Origin of the sequence: Comamonas testosteroni (genome assembly GCF_014076415.1) — a bacterium.
In the GTDB taxonomy this organism is placed as follows: Bacteria; Pseudomonadota; Gammaproteobacteria; order Burkholderiales; family Burkholderiaceae_C; genus Comamonas; species Comamonas testosteroni_F.
In genome coordinates this window covers 5,753,163-5,777,965 of sequence record NZ_CP043568.1, presented here as the reverse complement: position 1 = coordinate 5,777,965, position 24,803 = coordinate 5,753,163, and the positions used below count along the sequence as shown (strand labels likewise).

At 62.1% G+C, this 24,803-nt stretch carries 25 protein-coding genes; 15 read left to right on the top strand and 10 right to left on the bottom strand.

Features of this window, described 5'->3' with window-relative positions; translation table 11 throughout:
- The first annotated feature begins 13 nt into the window (after positions 1-13).
- The 3 genes from F0P97_RS26625 (at position 14) to F0P97_RS26615 (ending at position 2,002) form a co-directional block, all read left to right on the top strand.
- Positions 14-388, top strand: coding sequence for a hypothetical protein (locus F0P97_RS26625; protein ID WP_054074314.1), 375 nt, complete (start codon positions 14-16; stop codon positions 386-388).
- A 67-nt stretch (positions 389-455) separates the two neighbouring features.
- Complete coding sequence (locus F0P97_RS26620) at positions 456-1,439, top strand: Bug family tripartite tricarboxylate transporter substrate binding protein (RefSeq protein ID WP_182285009.1); 984 nt, start codon at positions 456-458, stop codon at positions 1,437-1,439.
- Positions 1,440-1,516: 77 nt separating this feature from the next.
- Positions 1,517-2,002, top strand: coding sequence for an FKBP-type peptidyl-prolyl cis-trans isomerase (locus F0P97_RS26615; protein ID WP_182285008.1), 486 nt, complete (start codon positions 1,517-1,519; stop codon positions 2,000-2,002).
- A 146-nt stretch (positions 2,003-2,148) separates the two neighbouring features.
- Here the strand turns inward: F0P97_RS26615 and F0P97_RS26610 are convergent, their stop codons facing one another.
- Positions 2,149-3,066, bottom strand: a complete 918-nt coding sequence (locus F0P97_RS26610; protein ID WP_003067010.1) for a phosphoribosylaminoimidazolesuccinocarboxamide synthase — start codon at positions 3,064-3,066, stop codon at positions 2,149-2,151.
- A 440-nt stretch (positions 3,067-3,506) separates the two neighbouring features.
- On the opposite strand from F0P97_RS26610, the gene hpf reads away from it, so the two are divergent.
- The 3 genes from hpf to hprK all read left to right on the top strand — a co-directional run bounded on the left by hpf (position 3,507) and on the right by hprK (position 5,492).
- A complete protein-coding gene (gene hpf / locus F0P97_RS26605) occupies positions 3,507-3,866 on the top strand; it encodes a ribosome hibernation-promoting factor, HPF/YfiA family (RefSeq protein ID WP_182285007.1) in 360 nt (119 codons plus the stop codon).
- 156 nt (positions 3,867-4,022) lie between these two features.
- Positions 4,023-4,496, top strand: a complete 474-nt coding sequence (locus F0P97_RS26600) for a PTS sugar transporter subunit IIA (protein ID WP_182285006.1) — start codon at positions 4,023-4,025, stop codon at positions 4,494-4,496.
- A gap of 36 nt (positions 4,497-4,532) precedes the next feature.
- Positions 4,533-5,492, top strand: coding sequence for an HPr(Ser) kinase/phosphatase (gene hprK / locus F0P97_RS26595; protein WP_003060345.1), 960 nt, complete (start codon positions 4,533-4,535; stop codon positions 5,490-5,492).
- Here the strand turns inward: hprK and F0P97_RS26590 are convergent.
- From F0P97_RS26590 to fur, 3 genes are all read right to left on the bottom strand, one after another.
- On the bottom strand, positions 5,489-6,709 hold the full coding sequence (locus tag F0P97_RS26590) for a DUF1501 domain-containing protein (protein ID WP_182285005.1): 1,221 nt from the start codon (positions 6,707-6,709) through the stop codon (positions 5,489-5,491). The two genes, hprK and F0P97_RS26590, sit on opposite strands and share 4 nt — an antisense overlap.
- Positions 6,710-6,720: 11 nt before the next feature.
- Positions 6,721-8,316 carry a DUF1800 domain-containing protein gene (locus F0P97_RS26585; protein WP_182285004.1) on the bottom strand — a complete coding sequence of 532 codons (1,596 nt, stop codon included), beginning with the start codon at positions 8,314-8,316 and terminating at the stop codon, positions 6,721-6,723.
- 162 nt (positions 8,317-8,478) lie between these two features.
- Entirely contained in the window at positions 8,479-8,904 is a 426-nt protein-coding gene (fur, locus tag F0P97_RS26580; protein WP_003060349.1) for a ferric iron uptake transcriptional regulator, read from the bottom strand.
- Between the two features lie 146 nt (positions 8,905-9,050).
- On the opposite strand from fur, the gene F0P97_RS26575 reads away from it, so the two are divergent.
- From F0P97_RS26575 to F0P97_RS26555, 5 genes are all read left to right on the top strand, one after another.
- The gene (locus F0P97_RS26575) at positions 9,051-9,596 is read left to right on the top strand and encodes an outer membrane protein assembly factor BamE (protein ID WP_182285003.1); all 546 of its coding nucleotides are present in this window, start codon (positions 9,051-9,053) and stop codon (positions 9,594-9,596) included.
- A gap of 106 nt (positions 9,597-9,702) precedes the next feature.
- A complete protein-coding gene (dapB, locus tag F0P97_RS26570) occupies positions 9,703-10,536 on the top strand; it encodes a 4-hydroxy-tetrahydrodipicolinate reductase (RefSeq protein WP_182285002.1) in 834 nt (277 codons plus the stop codon).
- A gap of 60 nt (positions 10,537-10,596) precedes the next feature.
- The gene (locus F0P97_RS26565; protein ID WP_182285001.1) at positions 10,597-11,256 is read left to right on the top strand and encodes a MotA/TolQ/ExbB proton channel family protein; all 660 of its coding nucleotides are present in this window, start codon (positions 10,597-10,599) and stop codon (positions 11,254-11,256) included.
- A gap of 11 nt (positions 11,257-11,267) precedes the next feature.
- A complete protein-coding gene (locus F0P97_RS26560) occupies positions 11,268-11,711 on the top strand; it encodes an ExbD/TolR family protein (RefSeq protein WP_182285000.1) in 444 nt (147 codons plus the stop codon).
- Positions 11,712-11,990: 279 nt separating this feature from the next.
- Complete coding sequence (locus F0P97_RS26555) at positions 11,991-12,368, top strand: HPF/RaiA family ribosome-associated protein (protein WP_003060358.1); 378 nt, start codon at positions 11,991-11,993, stop codon at positions 12,366-12,368.
- A 124-nt stretch (positions 12,369-12,492) separates the two neighbouring features.
- Here F0P97_RS26555 and F0P97_RS26550 read toward each other — a convergent pair whose 3' ends face one another.
- Both F0P97_RS26550 and F0P97_RS26545 read right to left on the bottom strand, forming a co-directional pair.
- On the bottom strand, positions 12,493-13,893 hold the full coding sequence (locus F0P97_RS26550; RefSeq protein ID WP_182284999.1) for an aspartate ammonia-lyase: 1,401 nt from the start codon (positions 13,891-13,893) through the stop codon (positions 12,493-12,495).
- A 287-nt stretch (positions 13,894-14,180) separates the two neighbouring features.
- Positions 14,181-15,113 (bottom strand): pirin family protein, encoded by a 933-nt coding sequence (locus tag F0P97_RS26545; RefSeq protein ID WP_182284998.1) that lies wholly within the window; start codon positions 15,111-15,113, stop codon positions 14,181-14,183.
- Between the two features lie 233 nt (positions 15,114-15,346).
- Between F0P97_RS26545 and F0P97_RS26540 the strand changes: the two genes are divergently transcribed.
- Positions 15,347-15,628, top strand: coding sequence for a hypothetical protein (locus F0P97_RS26540; protein ID WP_003072434.1), 282 nt, complete (start codon positions 15,347-15,349; stop codon positions 15,626-15,628).
- 134 nt (positions 15,629-15,762) lie between these two features.
- On the opposite strand, the gene F0P97_RS26535 is transcribed toward F0P97_RS26540, so the two are convergent.
- The gene (locus F0P97_RS26535; protein ID WP_043004694.1) at positions 15,763-16,179 is read right to left on the bottom strand and encodes an OsmC family protein; all 417 of its coding nucleotides are present in this window, start codon (positions 16,177-16,179) and stop codon (positions 15,763-15,765) included.
- Positions 16,180-16,675: 496 nt separating this feature from the next.
- On the opposite strand from F0P97_RS26535, the gene F0P97_RS26530 reads away from it, so the two are divergent.
- Positions 16,676-17,815, top strand: coding sequence for a hypothetical protein (locus F0P97_RS26530; RefSeq protein ID WP_232538285.1), 1,140 nt, complete (start codon positions 16,676-16,678; stop codon positions 17,813-17,815).
- 17 nt (positions 17,816-17,832) lie between these two features.
- Here the strand turns inward: F0P97_RS26530 and F0P97_RS26525 are convergent, their stop codons facing one another.
- From F0P97_RS26525 to tkt, 3 genes are all read right to left on the bottom strand, one after another.
- The gene (locus F0P97_RS26525) at positions 17,833-19,335 is read right to left on the bottom strand and encodes a rhomboid family intramembrane serine protease (RefSeq protein ID WP_182284996.1); all 1,503 of its coding nucleotides are present in this window, start codon (positions 19,333-19,335) and stop codon (positions 17,833-17,835) included.
- A gap of 211 nt (positions 19,336-19,546) precedes the next feature.
- A complete protein-coding gene (gene gap, locus F0P97_RS26520) occupies positions 19,547-20,545 on the bottom strand; it encodes a type I glyceraldehyde-3-phosphate dehydrogenase (RefSeq protein WP_003060372.1) in 999 nt (332 codons plus the stop codon).
- Between the two features lie 142 nt (positions 20,546-20,687).
- On the bottom strand, positions 20,688-22,736 hold the full coding sequence (gene tkt, locus F0P97_RS26515) for a transketolase (protein WP_182284995.1): 2,049 nt from the start codon (positions 22,734-22,736) through the stop codon (positions 20,688-20,690).
- A gap of 153 nt (positions 22,737-22,889) precedes the next feature.
- Between tkt and F0P97_RS26510 the strand changes: the two genes are divergently transcribed.
- Together F0P97_RS26510 and F0P97_RS26505 are read left to right on the top strand one after the other, a co-directional pair.
- Positions 22,890-23,657, top strand: a complete 768-nt coding sequence (locus F0P97_RS26510; RefSeq protein WP_182284994.1) for a nucleotidyltransferase family protein — start codon at positions 22,890-22,892, stop codon at positions 23,655-23,657.
- A 3-nt stretch (positions 23,658-23,660) separates the two neighbouring features.
- The gene (locus F0P97_RS26505; protein WP_182284993.1) at positions 23,661-24,689 is read left to right on the top strand and encodes a hypothetical protein; all 1,029 of its coding nucleotides are present in this window, start codon (positions 23,661-23,663) and stop codon (positions 24,687-24,689) included.
- Positions 24,690-24,803: the final 114 nt, after the last annotated feature.

The window sequence follows — 24,803 nt, the reverse complement described above, 5'->3', positions numbered from 1 at the left end:
GGGGGAGCAAAGCATGCAGGACATGAACCAGGACATCCGGGTGCCGCTGGAGCAGGTGGCACATACGCGCTCGGGCGACAAGGGCAATACCTCCAACATCGCCGTGTTTGCCTACGAGCCCGAGCTCTATGCGCTGCTCAAGCAGCAGCTGAGCGCCGAACGCTTCAAGGCCTTTCATGGCCCGGCCATCACCGGCGAGGTGCTGCGCTACGAGGCCGACAACCTTCACGCGCTGAATTTCGTGGCGCACGGTGCACTGGGCGGCGGCGTCTCGCGCAGCCTGTCGGTGGACAACTACGGCAAGGCGCTGTCGGCGGCCATCCTGGGCTTCGAGCTGCTCGTTCCCGCTGCGCTGGCTCCGCTGCTGCGCCGCCGTGCGCCAGGCTGAGCTGGCACCGACATCCAGCACGGGCATCCACCGCATATTCCAAAAAACACCACCAGGAGACACCGCAATGACCTCGCAACTGTTTCGCGCTCTGGCTGCCGCCGCAGCGCTGGCCATGGCGGCCTGCACGGCCGTGGCCTTCGCGCAGGCCCCGGCCTATCCCGTCAAGCCCGTGCGCATCATCGTTCCCTATCCGGCAGGAGGCACCACGGACATCATCGCGCGGCTGGCAGCGGCCCAGTTGTCCGAGCGGCTGCGCCAGCCCTTCGTCGTCGAGAACCGGGCCGGCGCCAGCGGTGCCATAGGCTCGGTGGCCGTGGCCCAGGCCGCCGCCGACGGCTACACCCTGGTCATGGGGACGGCCAGCTCGCACGGCATCAACTCGGCGCTGCAGAATAACCTGCCCTATGACGCCGTCAAGGACTTCGCGCCCGTCACCGTGGTGGCCAGCGCGCCCAACATCATCGTGGTTCATCCCAGCGTCCCCGCGCGCACCCTGGGCGAGTTGCTGGCGCTGGCCAAGACCAGGCCCGGGCAGATCAACTTCGGCTCGACCAGCCCCGGCGGCTCTCCGCACATGAGCGCCGAGCTGCTCAAGATGATGGCGGGCGTGGACATGACCCATGTGCCTTACAAGGGCGCATCGCCCATGCTCACCGATCTCGTGGGCGGGCAGATACAGGCCGGCTTCGACAACCTGCCGTCCACCATCGCCTTCGTGCGCAGCGGCAAGCTGCGGGCGCTGGCCGTGACCACGGCACAGCGCTGGCCCGGGGCGGCAGACATTCCCACCGTTGCCGAAAGCGTGCCCGGCTACGAGGTCTCGGGCTGGTTCGGCCTGCTGGCGCCGGCGGGAACGCCCAAGGCGGTGCTCGACACGCTGCAGACCGCAGTTGCCCAGGCCGTGCGCGACCCCGAGGTGACCCGGCAACTGCGCAGCCTGGGCGCCGAGCCCGTGGCCAGCAGGCCCGAGGCCTTTGCACAGCAGATCCGCGCCGACGTGGACAAATGGCGCGGCGTGGTTAAGGCCACGGGCGTGACACTGGAATAGCCCGAGTCGCCGACAATGACAGCTTTGCGCGATGCCTGACTCGGGTTCAGGCACCGCACCACTCGAAATCCATTGTCATGAACATCACCAAAGACACTGCCGTCACCATCAACTACAAGATTCACGAGCTGCTCGCGGGCGGCGTGGCCGTCAAACTGCTGGACAAGGGCGACGTGGCCTATCTGCACGGCGGCTATGACAACATCTTCGCCAAGGTCGAAGCCGCTCTGGACGGCAAGCAAAAAGGCGATGTCGTGACCGTGGATCTGGCCGTGGCGGACGCCTTCGGCGAGCGCGACGAAAGCCTCAAGCGCACCATTCCCAAGGGTGAATTCCCTGCGGGCGTGAAGGTGGGCGGCCAGCTGCGCGGCACCAACGATCAGGGCCTGCCCCAGATCTACAACGTGGTGAAGATCAAGGGCCCCGTGGTGCTGCTGGACGGCAACCATCCCCTGGCCGGTTTCGCGCTGCGCTTCAGCGCGGTGGTCAACGATGTGCGCGAGGCCTCCGAAGAAGAAATCGCCCACAAGCATGTGCATGGCGGTCACGGCCACCACCATTAAAAACATAGCTGTCAGCGTATTCTCACAAAGGATTTCAGCATTATTTCGAGCTGAAATCCCTTGTCTGAAAGCGCAAGCAGCTATCAAAACAAAAAGGCCCCCGGATTTCGATTCCGGGGGCCTTTTGTCTGCTTGGGACTGATCGCTCAGGCGGTCAGGCGATCCAGCGCCTCGCGGTACTTGGCCGCCGTCCTGTCGATCACTTCCTTGGGCAGGCGGGGCGCGGGAGCCTTCTTGTCCCAGGCCTTGCCGTTGACCTGTGCCTGCTCCAGCCAGTCACGCACGAACTGCTTGTCGTAGCTGGGAGGGTTCTCGCCCTTGGCCAGCGCGTCCTCATAGCCTTCCACGGGCCAGTAGCGCGAGCTGTCGGGGGTCAGCACCTCGTCCATCAGCACCAGGGTGCCATCTTCGGTCAGGCCGAATTCGAACTTGGTGTCGGCAATGATCATGCCCTTGGTCAGCGCGATCTCGGCCGCTTCCTTGTAGATGCGGATGGCGGTGTCGCGGATCTGGGCTGCCAGCTGTTCGCCCACCATTTCCACGGTGCGCTCGTAGGTGATGTTCTCGTCGTGGTCACCCATTTCGGCCTTGGCCGCGGGGGTGTAGATGGGTTCGGGCAGCTTGGCCGCGTTGGTCAGGCCGGCGGGCAGCTTCACGCCACAGACCGATTGCGATTCCTGGTATTCCTTCCAGCCGCTGCCGGCCAGATAACCGCGCACCACGGCTTCGATCAGCACGGGCTTGAGGCGCTTGACCAGCATGGAGCGGCCTTCGACCTGCTTGACTTCCTCGGGCTTGACCACGGATTCGGGGGCTTCGCCGGTCAGGTGGTTGGGGCAGATATGGCCCAGCTTGTCGAACCAGAACAGCGCCATCTGCGTCAGCAGCACGCCCTTGCCGGGAATGGGCTCGCCCATGATCACGTCAAAGGCAGACAGGCGGTCCGAGGCCACCATCAGGATGCGGTCGTCGCCCACGGCGTAGTTGTCGCGGACCTTGCCACGTGCGAGCAGGGGCAGCGAGGCAATGTTGGAGGTATGCAGGGCGGAGGGCTGGGTGGTCATGGTCGAGATAGGGCTGTCAGGCAATTCAGGCGTGCAGTCGGTCAGCAGGCGCCTGAAAGCCCGGGGGCTGCCAGCGTCGCAGGCCCGAGAGGCGGCTGCGTAAAAACGCGATTTTAATGGCGCAGGCAGGGGTTTGGACGGTCACGGTCTTTGCCAGTGCGCGCCTGCTGCGATCGGGGCCATGGGGCATGAAGGCGTATCCCCCGCATGCCAGCCAAAGCCACTCATTGTGGCGTCAAAACCGCCTGTCATCAAACCGCCAAACAAGGCCCCTGACTAGCCTGCGCTATCACGGTCATTTCGTTGCCTTTGGCGTGGGGCGGGCGCATAGTGGATTCACAGCAAAGACGAATGCGCATTCCGAACTGCCAGGCTGCGGCACAGCCATCAGGTGCTGTGAAACCGCAGTGATTTCACCGAGAGCTAAGGAGTGTTTTGTTATGAATTTGACGATTAGCGGGCATCACCTGGAGGTCACTCCCTCGCTGCGCAGCTATGTCATGGCCAAGCTGGAACGCATTCTCAGGCACTTCGATCAGGTCGTGGACGTGAAGGTGCTGCTCACAGTCCACAAGCAAAAGGAAAAAGACAAACGACAGCGCGCCGGTTGCACGGTACGCGTAAAAGGGCAAGACTTGTTCGTGGAGACGCAGCATTTCGACCTCTATGCCGCCGTGGATGCCCTGGCCGACAAGCTCGACCGTGTGGTGATGCGCTACAAGACTCGTCAGCAAGGCCCGCGTGCCACAGCCAAGCGACTCGATGCCGGGGGCTTGGAGCTGGCGCAGGTGTCAGCTTGATGAAAGCGAGGCGCAAGCCCAGCGTTTGCGCCGGTTTGTTGCAGGGCTGTCGCCTTGTTACAACGCTAAAAGCGCCGCCCTACGGGGCGGTTTTTGATGGTGATCAGGGTTTCCCCACGGTTTTCAGCGCTGCGGTGCATAATTGTTGATCACACCATGAATCGCCTAGCTTCTATCCTTCCCGCCGCTCAAGTGCTTGTGAGCGTTGATGTCACCAGCAAGAAACGCGCTTTCGAGGAAGCGGGTTTGCTCTTTGAGAGCTTGCATGGTCTGTCTCGTGCCCTGATCACCGATAGCCTGTTCGCACGCGAACGCCTGGGCTCCACCGGCCTGGGGCATGGAGTTGCCATTCCCCATGGCCGCATCAAGGGCCTGACGGCTCCCATGGCGGCAGTGTTCCAGCTGGCCAACCCCATCGGCTTCGATGCGCCCGACGAGCAGCCGGTCGGGCTGCTGATCTTCCTGCTGGTGCCCGAGGCGGCGACGCAAAAGCACCTGGAAATCCTCTCCGAGATCGCCGAGCTGCTCAGCGACAGCCAGTTGCGCGAGCGCCTGAAGTCGTCCACCGATGCGCAGCAGCTGCACGGCATGATCGACAGCTGGCAGTCCTCCATCAACTCCCAGGCTTGAGTCCTGGCCCTTCTTCTTGACTGACAGGGCCTTGCCATGAGACCCAGCGCCATCAGTGCCGATGTATTGTTCGAGGCATTTCGCAACTCCAGCCTGCGCTGGCAGTGGATAGCGGGGCTGGGCGCCTCCGAGCGCCGCTTCGACGAGATGGCCGTGCGCTCGGCCCGCTCGGGTGCCGATCTGGTGGGCTATCTCAACTACATCCATCCCTACCGTCTGCAGGTGCTGGGCGAGCGTGAAATCGCCTATCTGACCAATGCCACCTCGCAGGACTGCCTGCGCCGCATTGCCCGCATCGTCACGCTGGAGCCGCCGGTGCTGGTGCTGGCCGATGGTCAGGACGCGCCCGACGAACTGATCTCCATGTGCGAGCGCGCGCATATCCCGCTGTTCTCCACCAAGGAGCAGTCGGCCTTCGTCATCGACGTGCTGCGTGCCTATCTGTCCAAGCATTTCGCCGATCGCATCACCATGCACGGCGTGTTCATGGATATTTTGGGCATGGGCGTGCTGATCACGGGCGAATCGGGCCTTGGCAAGAGCGAGCTGGGGCTGGAGCTGGTCACGCGCGGCAATGGTCTGGTGGCCGACGATGCGGTGGACCTGTACCGCATCAACCAGACCACGGTCGAAGGCAAATGCCCCGAGCTGCTGCAGAACCTGCTCGAGGTGCGCGGCATCGGCCTGCTCGATATTCGCGCCATCTTTGGCGAGACGGCGGTGCGCCGCAAGATGCGGCTCAAGCTCATCGTGCATCTGGTGCGCAAGGAAACCATGGAGCGCGAATACGAGCGCCTGCCCGCCGAGCCGCTGACCCAGGACGTGCTGGGCGTGCCCGTGCGCAAGGTGGTGATTCAGGTGGTGGCGGGCCGAAACATCGCCGTGCTGGTGGAAGCCGCAGTGCGCAATGCCATTTTGCAGCTGCGCGGCATCGACACCTACCAGGAATTCGTGATGCGCCACCGCCGCGCCATGGAAAGCGGCGAGTCGTTCTAGACCAGCTGCAGCCTGCCGGGCTGCGAGGCCGGAAAGATCTGCTGAAGCTGCGCTGCGTTCAGGCCGTACATGCGGGCAAACAGGCCGCCGAGCAGGGAGCGGTATTCGTTGAGCACGGGGTAGTCGCGGTTCTGGAACAGCGCTTTTTCGGTGACCTCGATCTGCTCGCCCAGCACCTTGCCGCCGGCCTGGGCCGACAGGCCGCCGCCGAGAAACCAGTAAGCCGTGCCATGGCCGTGATCCGTGCCCTTGTTGCCGTTTTCGCGGAAAGTGCGGCCGAACTCGCTGATCACGGCCACCACGGTATGGCGCCAGGTTTCGGCTCCCATGGATTCGGCGAACGTCGCCAGGCCCTGGCTCAGGTCGCCGAGCCGGTTGGCCAGATTGCCGCTGGCGGCGCCCTGGTTGACATGGGTGTCCCAGCCTCCGATATCGACAAAGCCCAGGTCGAACTGCTCGCGCATCAGGTGGGCCATGCGCTGGGCTACCAGGCTGAAGCCCTTGGCGCTGATGGCATTGCGCCCGGCCTGGTCCATTTCCTCCTGCATGCTGCGCTGCACGGCGCGCTGTACCGAAAAGCCTTCGCGCACCGGCGTCTCCAGTGCCGAGCCCTGGTACATGGAGGCAATGATCTGGCTGCGCTGCTCGTCCACGGCCGTCTTGCGCACCGAGGCCAGCGCCATGTTCGCCACCTGGGCGCTGCCGCGCAGGCATAGCGGCAACTGGGCGGTGAAGGCCATGGGGCTGAGGCCGGTGCGGCTCTGGCTGTCGGCCTGCAGCACCCGGGTCAGCCGGTTCAGAAAGCCGCTCTGATAGCTTTTTCCGCCTTCCTGGGGTTGGCCCAGCTCGATCGAATCCTGGGTTTCGAAATGGCTGCGCGAGAGGTCGTTGCTGCCTGCGAACGGCACAAAACAGGCCTGGCCCTGTTCGTACAGCGGCAGCAGGCTGCTTTGCAATGCAGGGTGCAGTCCCCATTGAGGGTTCAGGGCCAGGGCACCATCGGCCGATCCCGGGCGCGCTATGGCGATGCTGGGCCTGGCCTGATAGTAGAAGTCGCTGTGAGTAGGCACCAGCAGGCTGTTGCTGTCGTAGGCGCCGCGCAGAAAGACCAGCAGAAAACGGGGCGAGCCGCTTTGCAAGGGAGCGGCCAGACCTTGGCCCAGCTGGCAGAACAGCGGCAGGGCAGCGCCGAGGCTGAGAAATTGACGTCTTTGCATGGCTGCCCTCCTTAGCGGTACATCATTTCGGGGGCGGAGAGGAAAAAGCTGTTCCAGTCCGCCGGGTTCCTGGCCTGGGCCAGTGCGGCGCGTGTGGCGACACCCAATGCCGGCACGCGAGCCTGTACGCTGCTGCGCTTGTCCAGGTCGGGATAGGGCGGCTTCTCCAGCGGCTGCTGCGGGCTGTTGCGGAACAGCAGCGCGCCGCGGCTGCCAATCTGCCTTGCCACCTCGAAGCGGGCATTCATCTGGCCGGAGCTGGACCAGTCCGATTGCGTCACGGGGTAGCCGTCGGGCGTTTCGTGGCCATACAGCGGCTGGCCCAGCTGGTTGAGCCAGTTCTGTACCGGGGACACGTCGCTGGCCACGCGCTGGTCGTAGGCCAGGCGTGTGGCGCCCAGCACATAGTGGACCGGGTCCTTGAAGCCCTGGCCGAACTGCTGAGCCTGAGGGTCGCTCAGCAGCGTGGCCAGAGTGACGGCGATATCGCCATGGCTGCGCTCAAAGGCCTGGGCCGTGCGCTCGACCACGGCCTGGGGCGGCTTGTCGCCGAGAAAATAGACGCAGAGCTTGCGTGCAATGAAGCGCGCAGTGACGGGCGAGGCCACGATGCGGTCTACCGCCTCGTTGACTTGGGCCAGTCCGCTTTTTTCCAGCGGCCTGCCGAGCAAGACCTGGGGTGTGTAATCGTGGCGATTGGGGTTGAATTCGAAGAAGCCATGGCGCAGATAGTCGCCCTGGCGTTCGGGGCGCAGCCTGGGTGGCGGGGCATCGGCCTCCCGGGTGGAGAAGCCCACACCGGTCAGCACATGGGCCATGGCCTGCACGTCGGCCTGGGTGTAGCCGCTGCCCACGCCCATGGTGTGCAGCTCCAGCAGTTCGCGCGCGTAGTTTTCATTGATGCGCCCGGCGGCATTGCTGGCATTGTCCAGATACAGCAGCATGGCCGGATGGCGCATGCTGGCCGTCAGCAGCTCGCGGAATTTGCCCAGCGCATGGGGGCGAATGGCCTGCTCCTCGTAGTCGCCCACCCACATGCGCACATCGCCCTTGCGGGTGCTGACGTTGAAGTGATTCATCCAGAACCAGGTCATTTGCTCCTGCAACTGGTGGGGCGAGTAGAGCGCGCGCCAGATCTGGCGTTTCTGGGCTTCGGCACCGAGCTGATTGAGCTGGCGCTGCAGCTCGCTGCGCAGCTTGGCGGCCTCCTCCGGATCCTGGCTGTTGCGAATGGCCAGGCGCTGGTCGGCAATTTCGCGCTGGATCTGCGCCATGGGCTTCTGGCTGATGCCCAGGGCATCGATGTGCTGCTGCACCTCGGCCGGCATGGGCGCGGAGGACGGGCTGAGCTGAGCGGCCAGCCAGCGCTTGAGGCCTTGCTGCTGCAGCCGGGCCGCATCATGGTCGGTGGCGCCCCAGGTGACCCTGTCCAGCCATTGCTGGCTTTGCAGCGCGCTGGGCTTGTCGGGCAGGGCGCTGCTGCTCAGCGTCTGCAGCACCTCGGGGCTGGGGCGGCCCGATGAGGGAGCCAGCGGTGCGCAGGCGGTCAAGGCGAGGGCGGCCAGACAGAGCAGCCCCTGGACAGGTGAAAACGGTAGCAGTCGCATGAACCGGGTCTCCTCAAGCGCGGGAATGACTGCAGCATACGCAGTCCGGCTCGCGTTTGGTTTGAGGCTTGATGGAGCTATGTGAAGAAGTTCTCACCAAATGTAAAAAGGGCAAGACATCTGCATGTCCTGCCCCTGGATTCACCGTCGCGTTTTGCGTTTTTACTTGGCGGCGCGTGTGGCGCATTCGGCGCACTGGCCGTAGAGCGCCATGGAGTGATCCTGAATCACCCAGCCCTTTTCCTTGGCGATCAGGTTCTGGCGCTTCTCGATCTCGGCGTCATAGAACTCCTCGACCTTGCCGCAGCTGGTGCAGACGAAGTGGTCGTGGTGCTGGCCTTCGTTGAGCTCATAGACGGCTTTGCCGCTTTCGAAGTTGCTGCGGATCAGGATGCCGGCCTGCTCGAACTGGGTCAGCACGCGGTAAACCGTGGCCAGGCCAATATCCGAGCGCTCGTCCAGAAGCACGCGGAACACGTCTTCGGCCGTCATGTGGCGCTGGGCGCCCTTCTGGAAGATTTCCAGGATTTTCAGACGCGGCAAAGTGGCTTTGAGGCCCGTGCTTTTGAGTTCATCAATATTTTTCATGTCGGCTCTCTTGGTGGACTACGGGCACATGGAAGGCTGGACCCACTTGTTTAAGGAGAAGCTTTACACGCAGATAAAGGGAATCTCCAAGTGTCTCCGGGGCCTGCCGCTACAATGAACCCGATCATATCCCTATGCCATTACCCATGCATGTTCAAGCCCGTAGCCGCGCAGGTCTGGCCCTGACGTTGGCAATCGCAGCGGCACTGGCCGGCTGCAACAGTATCGATGGCGCCGCGCACCGTGTCGCCAATGCCGTCACTCCTTACAAGGTCGATGTCGTGCAGGGCAATTTCGTGTCCAAGGAGCAGGTCGAGGCCTTGCAGCCCGGCATGAGCCGTCAGCAGATTCGCGACATCCTGGGCACACCTCTCGTGACCAGCGTGTTCCACGGCGATCGCTGGGAATACGTGTTCACCATCAATCGCCCTGGTGTGGAGTCGCAGATCCGCAAGCTCACCGTCTTCTTCAATGGCGACGCCTTTGCGCGCGCCGAAGGTGACGAGATGCCTTCCGAGGCCGATTTCGTGGCCAGCCTCAAAGGCATGAAGGGCACGCCCAAGGTTCCGCAGCTGGAAGCCAGCGAAGCTCAACTGGCCAAATACCCCGCACGCAATAACACCGAAGCCGAGCAGGCTGCGGCCAATCTGCCGCCTGCCGCCACCAGCTATCCACCGCTGGAATCGCGTTAAGCATCAGAACAGGTTGTTCCCCGCTTGCAGAAAGCGGTGGATGCTCTCTTTTTATGACGGTGTGGATGCGATCCTGCCGTCCTCCATTTGATCGAGTGATAGCGCCATGACCGCATCCACCACCCATTCCTCCACCCCTCAGCGCGTTGCTGTGGCGGGTGCCTCCGGCCGCATGGGCCATATGCTGATCGAAGCGATTCTGAACAGCAGCGACTGCGTGCTGGCTGCAGCACTGGACCGCGCTGACAGCCCTGCCATCGGCACCGATCCTTCTGCATTCCTGGGTAAGCCCAGCGGGCTGAAGATCGAAAGCGATGTGCGCGCAGCCCTGTCGAAGGCCGACTGCCTGATCGACTTCACGCGCCCCGAAGGCACGATGGAGCACCTGGCCGTTGCGGCCGATCTGGGCGTTGGCGTGGTCATCGGCACCACGGGCTTCTCGGATGAGCAAAAGACGCAGATCGCCGAGTTTGCCCAGAAGACTTCCATCGTTTTCGCCCCCAATATGAGCGTAGGCGTGAACGTGACCTTCAAGTTGCTGGAGATGGCGGCCAAGGCCTTGCAGCAAGGTGGCTACGACATCGAGATCGTCGAAGCCCATCACAAGCACAAGGTCGACGCACCTTCTGGAACGGCCCTGAAGATGGGCGAAGTGATTGCCGAAGCCCAGGGCACCAAGCTGGCCGACCGCGCCGTGTATGAGCGCTTCGGCCACACCGGCGAGCGCAAGGCCGACACCATTGGCTTTGCCACCGTGCGCGGCGGCGATATCGTGGGCGATCACACCGTGCTGTTTGCCGGTACCGGCGAGCGCATCGAGATCTCGCACAAGTCCAGCAGCCGTGCAGGCTATGCCAACGGCAGCCTGCGCGCCGTGGCCTATCTGGCCGACAAGAAGACTGGCCAGTACGATATGTACGATGTGCTGAATCTGCGTTGACTGCGCAATTTGCAAAGGGGCCGTGACGGCCCCTTGCTGTTTCTGGGAGCGAGGTGAGCGATGTCTGCAGGAATGTGGCAATGGCTGGCAGAGGGCGATGCGGTCACGTGGGCGACGGCGGCCCTGATGCTGCTGATGTCCGTGCTCAGCTGGGTGGTCATCCTCTACAAGCTCTGGTTTATGGCCGTGGCGCGTCGCAGCGTGCCGCAGGCCGTGGCTGCGTTCTGGCAGATGCCCGATCTGGTCCAGGCCATGGCGCAGGTCAAGGCTCTGGATAGACAGGGGCTGGTGCAGGCCATGGCCGATGCCGTGGCGCAGGGCGCAATGGCTGCGCAAGGCTCTCTGGCACAAAGCGCGACGCAGGGCCAGCGCCTGCTGCGCAGCCTGCGTGAGGCTCTGGGCCAGGCATCCGTCCAGCTGCAGTGGGGTCAGACCTTGCTTGCCACCATTGGTGCAACGGCACCGTTTGTGGGTCTGTTGGGTACGGTCTGGGGCATTCACCATGCGCTGGGAACGCTGGCGGGCAGTGGTCAGGTCGATATCGCTCAGCTTGCCGGGCCTGTGGGTGAAGCCCTGGTCATGACGGCCGCCGGTCTGGCCGTCGCTTTGCCTGCTGTGCTGGCCTATAACCTGCTGGGGCGTTCGGCCAGCCAGCTGGAGGCTGTGCTGGAAGGGTTTGCACATGATCTGCATGCCCAGTTCGGCGTGGATGCTTCTTAAAGGACGGCATCATGGCATTCGGTCGCATGAGCCGCCGTCAAGGGGCGGAAACTCCGATCAACACCATCAATGTCACACCGCTGGTCGATGTGATGCTGGTGCTGGTGGTGATCTTCATTCTGGCTGCTCCCATGCTGGCAGCCACCTTGCGCGTGCAGCTGCCCAAGGCGCAGGCAGCAGTGCAGCAGGCTGCCGTGAGCAAGAGCGATGCCTTGATGGTGGAGGTCAGCCCTGCCGGCGAAATCTGGATTCAGGGGGCCGTGGCGGACGATGCGGCAGTGCAGCAGCAACTGGAAGAGCTGGGGCGGCGCAATCCTCAGGCCGAAGTGCAACTGCGCGCCGACACCAGCGTTCCCTATGGTCGCGTGGTACAGGTCATGGGCTGGGCCCACGCAGCAGGCCTGACGCGCATCGGCTTTGTGGCCGAGCCTGAATCGAAGGCTGGCATTAACTGACGGCCCGAGGCGTAAAAACGCTTACTTTTTGCAAATCACCGGCCAGCACTTTTTGCTTTGGCTCAAGGGCAAAGCTCGTAGAGCCTACCCTTGTTGCTATCTCTTTCAAATCAGGGCGAAGCTGCCTCCACAATGGTCAAAGCCCCTGTCCTTTACTGGCGTAACAAGCCCCGATGGGCAGAACAAGGTTCTGGCGTTACGATGTTTTCGCCTGCCTTTATGGCACCCCTACAGATTTCGCCGCAGCGGTTGCGGCATTTGGTGACTAGGAGGATTTGCATGCAAGTACAGGTTCATGCCGACGATTCCATCCAGGGTGGAGAGTCTCTGGCTCAATGGGCGCAGGAGGAGATCAATGCCAAGCTGGCCCGCCTGAAGGAGTATGTGGTGCGTGTGGAGGTCTTCCTCACGGGCGTTGATGCCCTCAAGACCACGGGTGGCCCAGGCAAACGCTGTGTGCTCGAGACCCGGGCTACAGGTCGCCCCCCCATCGCAGTGAATGCGGAAGCCGAAAAGGTCAAGGAGGCCTTCAGCGCCGCGATTGAAAAGCTCAAACGCGCGGTGGAGACTGATCTTGGCAAGCTCAAGGACAAAAATCTGCGTGAAAGCGTACGCGGCGTGGATGACCCCAGTGACGAGAATGCCGCAGTGGCTTGAATATGAAGCGTTTTTGGCTTTCTGCCCTCTGAAACCAGACGTGGAAAGCTATTAAAACGATATCAATCAAAAAGGGCATGTTCATGGCGAACATGCCCTTTTGCATTGTCGATAAAGAGCGTGCTTATGCAGCGGTCAATGCGCCGGCCTGGGTCAGCTTGTCGGCGACCAGCAGCTTGTTCATTTCGATCTGGCTCATGATGCCCAGTTCTTCCGCCACCACGGCAATCTGCTTGCCGTTGGCAATGGCGGTCTTGGCAATCTTGGCGGCCTTTTCGTAGCCGATCAAAGGGTTCAGCGCCGTCACCAGCGTCACCGACTCGGCAATGCGGGAATCCAGCAGCGCTTCGTTGGCCACAATGCCTTCCACGCAGTTGACTTGCAGCGTCTTGCAGGCGCTGCTCAGGTGGCTCAGGCTTTTGTGCAGAGCCCAGGCCATCAGCGGCTCGAAGGCGTTGAGCTGCAATTGGCCGGCCTCCACGGCCATGGTGATGGCGGCATCGTTGCCTATCACTTCAAAGCAGACCTGGTTCATTACCTCGGGAATCACGGGATTCACCTTGCCGGGCATGATGGACGAGCCGGCCTGGCGCGCCGGCAGCTTGATGTCTGCCACACCTGCTTGAGGGCCCGAGGAAAGCAGGCGCAGGTCGTTGCTGATCTTGGATAGCTTGACTGCAACACGCTTCAAGATACCGGAAATGTCGGCAAAGGCGCCGGTATCTCCCGTGGCGGCAATCAGATCGCCGGCTTTGACGACGGGAACGCCCGAAATTTCAGCCAAGGCCTTGGTCACGGCGCTTGCGTAGCCTACGGGAGCGTTGATGCCGGTACCGATGGCAGTGCCACCCATGTTCACTTCGGTCATCAGATAGGCGGACTCGCGCAGACGCTTTTCATCGTCGGCGATCATGGCTGCAAAAGCGGAAAACTCCTGGCCCAAAGTCATGGGCACGGCATCTTGTAATTGTGTGCGGCCGATTTTCAGGATATGGGCGAATTCGCCGGCTTTGGCTTCGAAAGCAGAGCGCAACTCGGCCAGGGCGATCAGCAGCTTCTGGATGCCAGCGTAGGTGGCAAGCTTGACGGCTGTGGGGTAGGAGTCGTTGGTGGACTGCGAAGCATTGACGTGATCGTTGGGGTGGATCATGTCGTAAGTGCCTTTGGGCAATCCCAGGTGCTCGAGTGCACGGTTGGCGATCACCTCATTGGCGTTCATATTCGTGGAGGTGCCGGCGCCGCCCTGGATCACATCGACCACAAACTGCTCGTGCAGCTGGCCGGAAATCAGATCATCACAGGCTTGGGAGATGGCGGTGGCTTGCTTGAGATTGATGGCACCAAACTGCAGATTGGCCTGGGCCGCTGCCTTTTTGACAAAGGCAAACGCGCGGATCAGCTCGGGCATGTGCGCGACCGAGTGACCGGTAATGGGGAAGTTCTCCACTGCGCGTGCGGAATGAACGCCCCAGTACGCGTCGGGAGGGATGGTTTTGATGCCAATGAAGTCATGTTCTTGACGCATTGATCGGCTTTCTTTGCAAAGTTGAGTTGGGCAGGACGTGGCAACGCCCCGGACGAGAAGCGGCGGTCGCATTCTCGTGGCCAGGGCGTTGGCTCGATTATGAAAGCTTGGCGTGCATGAGTCCAAACGTTTCATGCATAACGTCTGGCTTGTCTTCGCTTGAAGAGAGTGCGTTGTCTCTAAAAGCTTCCAAAATCCACCAAAATCTTGCAAAGATGCTTTTATTCTTCTTTTTGAGAAATTCAATTCGCACCAAATTGGTGCGAATTGAATAAGCGCCGGCAGGCTTATCTGGAGGCGCGCAGGCTGACGCCAGCCAGTGAGGGAGAGTGCAGCGACTTCAGAGGCGAGGCCACGGGCTTGCCAAAACGGCGTGGCTGTCCGTTGACGAGTTCCGCATCGGTGGCCGCCTCCGCCTCCCATTGCTGCTGGGCCTGTTGCATCTCTTCGGTGGTGCGGGCCACAAAGTTCCACCACAGCAAGATGGCTTCATCCATGGGCTCGCCCCCGATGATGATGAGGCGGCTGCCGGGCGTGCATTCCAGCTGCACTTCCCGCGTGCCCACAGGCAGATAGATCAGCTCCTGCGAGGGCAACACCTGGCCTTCAACCTTCACCTCGCCTGACAGGCTCATCACCGCATGCTCGAAGTCGACGCGCAGCGGCATGGTGGCGCACGCCTGGCCGGCTGTGCCGTCGGCCAGAAGGTCTACGCCCATCAGCGGGGAGTGGACTTCTGCGGGCGCCGTCAGTCCCAGGGCTTCACCGGCCAGAACGGTTACGGCAAAGTCGCCGATCTCGGTCCTGGGCAGGTCGGGATAATGCTGGAAGCGGGGCGCAGTATTGCGATGGCTGTCGGGCAAGGCAATCCACAACTGGGCTGCATGCACGCCCAGTGTCTGGGCTTCTTCGGAATGGGCAATGCCGCGGCCAGCCGTCATCAGATTGACCTGGCCGGGGCGGATGATCTGCTCGCTGCCCAGGCTGTCGCGGTGAAGCACCTCGCCCTCGATCATCCAGGTGAAAGTCTGCAGGCCGATATGGGGATGGGGCCCGACCTGCATGCCGGGTGGAGGGGGGACGGCCGGGCCGGCGTGGTCGAGGAAGCACCAGGCCCCTACTTTGCGCAGCGCGGCCTGAGGAATGGCACGGTGGATGGGGATGCCGCCGACATCGGCTATACGGGTGGGCAGACGTTGTAAGTTCTTTGATTCACTCATGACAAATCCTGACGGCGAAGAGATTCGAGTGTCAGGGATATGCGGTATTCGCGCAATCAGACGGCAGAATGCAGCAACGCCTTGCACGCAGTTACATCACTGTGAGGATTCAGCCAATAGGCTGACAAGGACTCCGCCAGGAGTCGGCTAAGTTAAAGGCGTAGGCCGCTAGCAGTGGCTTTCACGTGGCGCAATTCGTGCGCAGCGACCTAACAACTGCAGGAGGAATAAACATGAACGAACACAGCACTCAAGGCAACCAGATCTCGGCAGTCGAGATCCAGCTGTACCCCGAGCACTTTGCCGCTCGTGTCACAGGCAAGGTGGAGCATCGTGTCGGAGATGGTCCGTCCGAGCAGATTCCCATGGGCATAGAGATGAAGGTCGATACCGCCATCGCCAGCTATGTGCTGTCCTGGGTCGACCCCGAGGACCAGCAGCCCGAAACCGCATCTCTGGCCAAACGTGAGTTCGAACACTATGTGGAAGTGGGTGCGCTGGAGGTGACGGTGTAATCAAGTTACACACAACAGCGACCAAAGCCCTGCCGGTGACTGCAGGGCTTTTTTTATCGCCGGGCAGTCCCAAGGATGAAGCTGGCTTTCCGGCAGGAGGCGAGCCTACACAGCGAGTGCGTGAGGTGCTTTTTTCATGCCTGCGCGGCTTCGGTCAGAGCGGTGGGAATGGAAACCTTGCCTTCCAGCAGCTTGTGCACGGGGCAGGCATTGGCAATCTGCAGCAGGCGCTGGCGCTGCTCGTCGTCCAGCTCGCCATGCAGGGTGATGCTGCGCGTGATCTGGTTGGCATCCGCGGGCTTGCCATCGGGGTTGAGCTGCAGATCCACATCGACATGGCTTAGCGGCCACTGCTTGCGACCCGCGTACATATGCAGGGTGATGGCCGTGCAGGCTCCCAGGGCCGAGAGCATCAGCTGCATGGGGTTGGGGGCGGAGTCGGCGCCGCCATCATTCACGGGTTCATCGGCATGCCAGACATGGCCTTGGGCATCGGTCAGGGTGATGCGGTACGGGGTGGGGCTGCTTTGTGCGTGTGCGCTGTGAATCATTCGCTGCTTCTCCATAAAACCTGGGCCACTTTAAGCGCTGCCTGCAATCCTTGCAGTCCTATCCGTTATCGGTTGAGTCCACGGTTCAAGGCGGTTGCGCAGGCCGGCTTGGCTGCAAAAGCATTTACGGGGTTTCTGGCAAGCGAAAAAAGCAATATGCCAGCTGTTTATCGGTATTTGGATTCAGGGCGAATTTCTACCGCAGAATTCCGCAATGACCCGATTTCAAAGAAAAATCGGGCAATACCAGAGCGGATTCGGTCATTGCAAGCGGGCTTGCAGATGATTCATCAAACCGAGAGTGGGAGAGCAGGCATTGAATTCGATACATGGTGTTCACCAAAAAGGTGATTCTTCCGAGTGGAAAATCCCTCCGTTCTGGCAAAAGCTCAATAGCTTCTTCTTGTTTCCTCTGCAGACCGAGCCTTTGCTCTATGCATTGCTGCTGTCGGCATGCAGTTATGGCTTGATGTTCGGGTGGATTGGAATCTTGTTTGTGGGGTTGGGCTTGATGCTGGCAGTCAGCCGTTATGCATTCAAGGTTTCGGCACTCGCATCTCGTGGAATTACCCATAGTTCCGATTTCCGGTCCAGTCAGGTCGATGAAGACTGGAAATGGCTGCCCTGGAAATTTTTCGGGGTGCTCGTCGTTTTCGGGATATTTGTGGGCTTTATGGCGACCCGCAGCCTGACCTTGGGCGTGGTTGCCAATCTGTTGGTGGCCTTCCTGATTCCTGCTACCTGGATGGTGCTGATCAATACCAACAGCCTGAGCTCGGCCGTTAATCCGTTCGAGCTGCTGGCGACGATTTTCGGTATCGGCAAGTCCTATCTGCTGCTGTGCTTTTTCCTGTTTCTGCTGCAGCAGGGCTCGCCCATGGTCCTGGCGATGCTGCTCAAGGTTGCGGCACCCGGATTGGTACTGCCCCTGGTGAGCTTTGTGATGATTTATTTCAGCTGGGTGATGGCGGCCATGATCGGCTATGTCATGTACCAGCACCATGCGGCTCTGGATATCGATCCCGTACAAGCGCCTGAGGGGCCTGCGACCGTGCAGATCGACCCTGCGGCCCTGGAGGCCAAGCGTCGCGATGCGCTGGTGGCCAGACTGGTGCAGGACAACAAGATGGACGAGGCTGTGAACCAGGCGCGCGAATGGCAGCGGGAGGACTATGAGAGCCTGCCCGATTGCCGCCGTTACTTCCGGGTGCTCAAGCTGACCGAACGCGCGGATGCCCTGGCGGAGCTGGGCCAGCGTTTCATTCCCATGCTGCTTGCTCAGCAGCGCGCCAGCGAGGCCCTTGAGGCCTGGGTGAGCTGCGTCAAGCGCAAGCCGGACTTCAAGCCTGACTCGGCCCAGCTCAGCTACGAGCTGGCACAGCAGGCCTGGAAGGCCGGCAAGCCCAGGTATGTGTTGATCCTGGCCAAGGATTTTGAGAAGCGCTTTGCCGGCAGCCCCCTGATTCCGTTCATGCTGGAGTTGGTGGTGCGCGCCTACAAGCAGGGCATGGAGCAGCCCATGCAGGGGGTGGCCGTTTACATGCGCATGAAGCAGCTCTTTCCCGAGCACGAGAGCACCAAGGAGGCGCAGTGGGTGCTGCGTGATGAGCTGCAGGAGCTGGAAGCCAAGACCTGAGCGCGGCGAGGCGTTGGCTAGCGCTGCTGTGCCAGCCAGCGCGTGAGAGCTTCCTCTGGAGCCGATTGCTGCAGCACAGGCAGCCAGGCTTTGGCTTCCTGAACGCGTCCGGCCTGGGCCAGTCCGTTGACCAGCAGCAGCAGGCTTGCCGGCCATTGGGGATGGTCTGCCAGCTTGTGCAGGGAGCGGCATAGCTTTTCGGCCTCGGGCAGGGCGCCCAGGCGCACGAAGCTGCGCACCAGTCCATGCATGGTGTCGGCGCTCATGCGCATGCCGGGCTGTGCGCGCTGCTGATAGCTGCGATAGCTGGCCAGCTGCAGCTGGCGTTCGGCGTCCGTGGTGGCCGGCAGCTTGAAGATGCGTCGTGCCGCAGCATGAAAGTCCTCGCTGGCGGGTTGATGGCGCGAGCTTTCGAACCAGGCCTTCAGAATGGCGGGGTCCTTGGGGGCCAGCCGCGCGGCCTCCCGCCAGGCTGGCGCAGCACGGCCGAACTCCAGGGTGTCGGTAAGGTGCTGCGCACGGGCCACGGCATCGGCCAGCGGCTTTGCGGCGGCCCTGGCCAGTTCCTCTTCGTTGACGGGAGCCTCCACCGTCTGCAAACGCATATAGACCCACATCAGCACCGCCCCTGTCAGCAGGCCGCCAAAGTGGGCCATATAGGCCACCTGCTTGCTGCCCCACAGGTGCTGCAGCAACTCCACCCCCATCCAGACCGGCAGCATGACCAGGGCCGGCCAGGTGGCGTAGTTGAAGTAGAACAGCAGCATGTAGAAAAAGCGTATGCGCCGCATGCGGTACATCACCGCATACATGGCCATCAGCGCTGAAATCGCGCCCGAGGCCCCCAGGCCGTAGCCGCCCATGCCGGCATAGAACATCAGCGCAAACAGTGACGCCCCCACACCGCCGACCACGTAAAAAGCCAGATAGGTGAAGGAGCCCAGGGCGAGCTCCAGCGTGAAGCCGAACAGGAAAAGAAACACCATATTGCCCAGCAGATGGCTGGTGCTGCCGTGCAGAAAGATGGAGGTGAAGGCCTGCAGAGGCTGCCAGCCCGCGCTCGGCTCATAGCTCATGGACCAGCGCTCGGTAAAGCTGCCGCTCGGCTCATGGGGCGCGAAGGCGGCCCGTGCAGCTTGCCACTGCGCATGGCGTGGGTGGCTGGCGGTGATGACCTGGCCGTCCAGCAGGTGCTGGCGGAATTTCTTTTCCTGCCACAGCAGCGCATAGAGCTGGGCATAGGCCTTGTGTTGATAGAGCTTGCGCACGGCCTGCAGCGTTTGCTGGTCGAAGCGCTTGCTGCCTTGGGCGGATTGCTCCTCAAGATAGGCCAGGAATGGTGGCAGTTCCAACGTTGGCAAAGCGGTCTGGGCATATTGCTGGGCCGCTTTTTCCACGGCATGTTCCTCGGGCGCCTGCCAGCCCCAGAAGATCACGCAGTTGATGACGATGAGTAGCACCGTCATCCAGGGCGGGCTGCGCCATGAAGGCTTGTTCTCAAGAGGAATTGCAATAAACATGGCGGCCTTGTCTGAGGAAGTGGCAGCGCTTCACGCTCTTGGGCGTTGGTGGTGGCTGCGTGTTACAAATGTATCCGAGACATGCTCCGGCCGGCTCCGGTCTTGTGGGACGAAAAAAAGCCAGCATGGCGTCCCATGCTGGCTTTTTTGATAGCTGCCAGTGCTTATCAGATAAGCACTAGAGCCTGATTTTGCTTGTAATCTGCGAAGATTACTTGGCAACCACTCGCACCATTTCCAGGCACTTGTTGGAGTAGCCCCACTCGTTGTCGTACCAGGACACGACCTTCACAAAGGTCTTGTCCAGGGCGATGCCGGCTTCGGCGTCGAACACGGAGGTGCAGGTCTCGCCGCGGAAGTCGGTGGCGACGACCTTGTCTTCGGTGTAACCCAGCACGCCCTTCAGAGCGCCTTGGGACTGGGCCTTCATTTCGGCGCAGATTTCTTCGTAGGTGGCTTCGCTGTTCAGCTCAACGGTCAGGTCAACCACGGACACGTCAGACGTTGGCACGCGGAAGGACATGCCGGTCAGCTTCTTGTTCAGCTCGGGGATCACCACGCCCACGGCCTTGGCAGCGCCAGTGCTGGAGGGGATGATGTTTTCCAGAATGCCGCGGCCGCCGCGCCAGTCCTTGTTGGAAGGGCCGTCCACGGTCTTTTGCGTGGCGGTCGCTGCGTGCACGGTGGTCATCAGGCCGCGCTTGATGCCCCACTTGTCGTTCAGCACCTTGGCCACGGGAGCCAGGCAGTTGGTGGTGCAGGAAGCGTTGGAGATGATGGCCTCGCCCTTGTAGGTGCCGTGGTTCACGCCGAACACGAACATGGGGGTGTCGTCCTTGGAAGGAGCGGACAGGATGACCTTCTTGGCGCCAGCGTCGATGTGCTTCTGGGCGGTTTCCTTGGTCAGGAACAGGCCGGTGGACTCGATCACGATGTCGGCGCCGACTTCGTTCCACTTCAGGTTGGCGGGGTCGCGCTCTTGCGTCAGGCGGATCTTCTTGCCGTTGACGACCAGGGTGTTGCCTTCGACAGAAACTTCACCGTCGAAACGACCGTGCACGCTGTCGTACTTCAACATGTAAGCCAGGTAGTCAGGCTCCAGCAGGTCGTTGATGCCGACGATTTCGATGTCGGAGAAGTTTTGCACTGCGGAACGCAGCACGTTGCGGCCAATGCGGCCGAAGCCGTTGATACCAACCTTGATCGTCATAGTTGCCTCGTAGATAGTGAGTAATGAAAAACCGGAGCGGATTGTGCCCGGACTCGGCTCCCTGAGGCCTGGTCCGGATGGCTGAGAACTGCGGGTAAGCAAACTTCAGCCGGAAAAAAGGGGCACGAGGCCCCTTTTTCGCTTACTTGGCAGCGTTCTGCAGGGCGACCTGCACGGTATCGGCCACATTCTCGGCGGTGAAGCCGAAGTGCTTGAACAGCACGCCTGCGGGAGCGGACTCGCCGTAGGTGTCGATGCCGACCACGGCGGCGCAGCCGTACTTCCACCAGAAGTCGGTCACGCCCATTTCCACGGCGATGCGGGGCAGGCCGGCGGGCAGCACGGCCTTCTTGTACTTCACATCCTGCTTGTCGAAGGTCGTGGTGCTGGGCATGGAGACCACGCGCACGGCGATCTTGCGTTCGGCCAGCTGCTTCTGGGCAGCCAGAGCCAGCTGCACTTCGGAGCCGGTGGCGATGATCACGGCCTGGGCCTTCTTGCCCTTCAGGCCCACATCCTTGGGCTCGGAGAGCACGTAGGCGCCGCAGGCGATGTCGTCCAGCGCGTCTTCGCTCTTGGGCGAGTAAGCCAGGTTCTGGCGGCTCAGCAGCATGGCTGTGGGCTTGTTCTTCTGGCTCAGGGCCACGGTCCAGGCCACGGCGGTCTCGGTGGTGTCGGCGGGGCGCCACACGTCCAGACCGGGGATCAGGCGCAGGGAGGCTGCGTGCTCGATGGACTGGTGGGTGGGGCCGTCTTCGCCCAGGCCGATGGAGTCGTGCGTGAACACATGGATCACGCGCTGCTTCATCAGGGCGGCCATGCGGATGGCGTTGCGGCTGTAGTCGGAGAAGGTCAGGAAGGTGCCGCCGTAGGGGATGAAGCCGCCGTGCAGCGCCACACCGTTCATGATGGCGGCCATGCCGAACTCGCGCACACCGTAGTTGATGTGGCGGCCGATCTGGCCTTCTTCGGTCTTGACCACGGCACCCTTGTCATCCACGCGGAAAGAGGGAGTGGACTTGGTGTTGGTCAGGTTGGAGCCGGTCAGGTCGGCAGAGCCGCCCAGCAGCTCGGGCAGGGCAGCTGTCAGGCCTTCCAGGGCCAGCTGGCTGGCCTTGCGGCTGGCCACGGTGGCACCGGCGTCATGGGCGTCGGAGGCGATCTTGGCGGCGATTTCACCGAAGTTGGCGGGCAGATCGCCAGCCATGCGGCGGGTGAACTCGGCGGCTTGCTCGGGGAAGGCAGCGGTGTAGGCTGCGAACTTTTCGTTCCAGGCAGCTTCGGCCTTGGTGCCCAGATCCTTGGCGTTCCAGTCGGTGTAGACCTCGGCAGGGATCTCGAAGGGGCCATGAGTCCAGCCCAGAGCCGCGCGGGTCAGTGCGATTTCTTCGGCGCCCAGAGGTTCGCCGTGGGCCTTGGCCGTGTCCTGACGGTTGGGCGAGCCCTTGCCGATATGGGTCTTGCAGCAGATCAGCGTGGGCTTGTCGGCGCTCTTCTTGGCAGCGGCGATGGCCTTGTCCAGGGCGTCCACGTTGTGGCCGTCCACGGCGCGGATCACGTTCCAGCCATAGGCTTCAAAACGCTCGGGCGTGTTGTCGATGAACCAGGGGGCGACCTTGCCGTCGATGGAAATGCCGTTGTCGTCGTACAGGGCGATCAGCTTGTTCAGCTTCCAGGCACCAGCCAGGGCGGCGGCTTCATGCGAGATGCCTTCCATCAGGCAGCCATCGCCCAGGAACACATAAGTGTGGTGGTCGACGATCTCGTGCTTGTCCTTGTTGAACTCGGCAGCCAGCAGCTTTTCAGCCAGTGCAAAACCCACGGCATTGGTGATGCCCTGGCCCAGAGGGCCGGTGGTGGTTTCCACGCCGGGGGTAATGCCCACTTCGGGGTGGCCTGCAGTCTTGCTGTGCAGCTGACGGAAGTTCTTCAGCTCTTCGATGGGCAGGTCGTAGCCGCTCAGGTGCAGCAGCGCATAGATCAGCATGGAGCCATGGCCGTTCGACAGAATGAAGCGGTCGCGGTTGGCCCAGTGAGGGTTCACGGGGTTGTGCTGGAGGTGGCGGCTCCACAGCGCTACGGCCATGTCGGCCATGCCCATGGGGGCACCGGGGTGGCCGGAATTGGCTTGTTGAACGGCATCCATTGCGAGTGCACGGATTGCATTCGCCATATTTTGAGTGTTGGCCATCAGGGCGCTCCGAAAAGGAGGGGTAATTCTGCTAAGCCCATTATTTTAATGGAGGCCCAATTTTCGCAGGCGGGATGCGGGTCAATGCTCTACAGTGCAACCCCAGAAACAGGTGTCTTGCGCACCTCAAACCATGTTGACAAGCTGATTGCAATGACTGTAGAAAACGCTGCTTCCCTCCTGGTGCAACCCCCTGCAATGCTGCTGGCCGCAGGCCGGGGCGAGCGCATGCGGCCGCTGACCGATGTCACGCCCAAGCCGCTGCTCAAGGTGCAGGGTGTGCCGCTGTTGCAGCTGCACATGCAGGCGCTGCTGGCTGCCGGCGTGCCGCGAGCCGTCATCAATACCGGCTGGCTGGGGGCGCAGATTCCTGGGTATTTCGGCGATGAATTTGTGCCGCAGCCCGATGGGGGCGCGAGTGCGAAATTATTGCTTTCCTATTCGGCGGAGCCCGAGAAAGCCTTTGAAACCGCTGGAGGCATCAGCCGCGCCCTGCCGCAGCTGGACCGGGTTTTCTGGCTGGCTGCAGGCGATGTCTATGCGCCGGATTTCAGCTTTGCGGCGAAGGCTGCCCAGGCGTTTGCGCACAGCGATGAACTGGCCCACCTGTGGCTGGTACCCAATCCTGCACACAATCCGCGTGGCGACTTTGGCCTGAGCGAGGACGGCAAGGCGCTGGACCTGCCTGCCGACGACGAGCGCCCACGCTATACCTACAGCACGATTGCGCTGCTGAAAGCCGAGCTGTTTGCAGCACCGTGGTTCGATGTGGAGCCGGGAAACCCCGAGGGCCTGCGCGAGCCGCTGGCCCCGCTGCTGCGCCGCGCCATGCGGGCAGGCCGGGTGGGTGCCTCGCTCTACCGCGGTCGCTGGGTCGATGTGGGCACGCCCGAGCGACTGGCCCAGCTCAACCAGGGCTGAGACTTGAGCGCACGCAGCATCGACTGGCCAGGCCCGCACATCGTCCATGCCTGCACTGCGCAGGCTGGCTGGGGGCAGTTGCTGCTGCTGACCCGGGACGGTGGCTTGCATGCGCTGAAGCTGCCAAATGGGCGGAGCCAGCAACTGGCGCTGCTGGACTTGCCGGAACCCACACCGCCTACGCCGCACTGGCCGCATGGCTTCAAAGTACATTGCGCGCTCAGTGGCGACTACGCGGTGATTGCCAATGATGGCGGTACATGGGGCGTGCTGGTGAACTTGCGTACCGGTGAGCGCATCGCGCAGCTTTTCGGGGGCGACTACCACCCCCAAACCGTGCCTTTTTCCATCGCCTTTATTCGGCACCAGGGTCGCGATGTGCTGATTCACCGCACGCAGTGGAACCGGCTCGATGTCATGGATTGCGCGACGGGCGAGAACCTGACCGAGCGCGACGGGCTGGCGTTCGAGCAGCCGCACTATCTGGACTATTTCCATGGTCGTCTTCTGCCTAGCCCTGCTCAGCAATGGTTGCTGGACGACGGCTGGGTCTGGGCGCCCGTGGGCATTCCCGTCGTGTGGTCGCTGTCTGCCTGGCTGGATGGCAACCGCTGGGAGTCCGAAGACGGCCCCTCGCGCAAGCGGCTGGCGCAGGGCGAGGGCTGGGACCAGCCCTGCGTGTGGCTGGATGACTCGCGCGTCGCGATCTGGAACGTGGGCAACTGGGATGACGATGGGTTTGGCGACTGCCTGCATGCGCCGGGCGTAGTGATCTTCGATATCCATGCGCCTGTGCCCGAGGAAGGCCATGCGGGCCAGCTCTGGCCCATGCCCGGCTTGCCGCGCGCCCGGCACCTGCACTGCGTGAACGGTCGCTTGCTGGTGGTGGGCGAAGGGCAGTGCTGGCTCTGGGATGTGCCAACCCGCGAGCTGCTTTGCCACTGGCCGGATTTCGCGCCCCAAGGTTGGCATGCGCAGCGTGGCGAGCTGGTCGAATGGTCGGCGCAGCAGATCAAAATACTTGCTCCATAAACTGCTTTGGAACTCATGCCAGCAATGCGCATGAAGCTATGAGTTGAGGCGTATCCCTGTGGATTGCACGAATGCTTGCCATGGCAAGCATCTGCTATGCTTTTTACTTTTCTG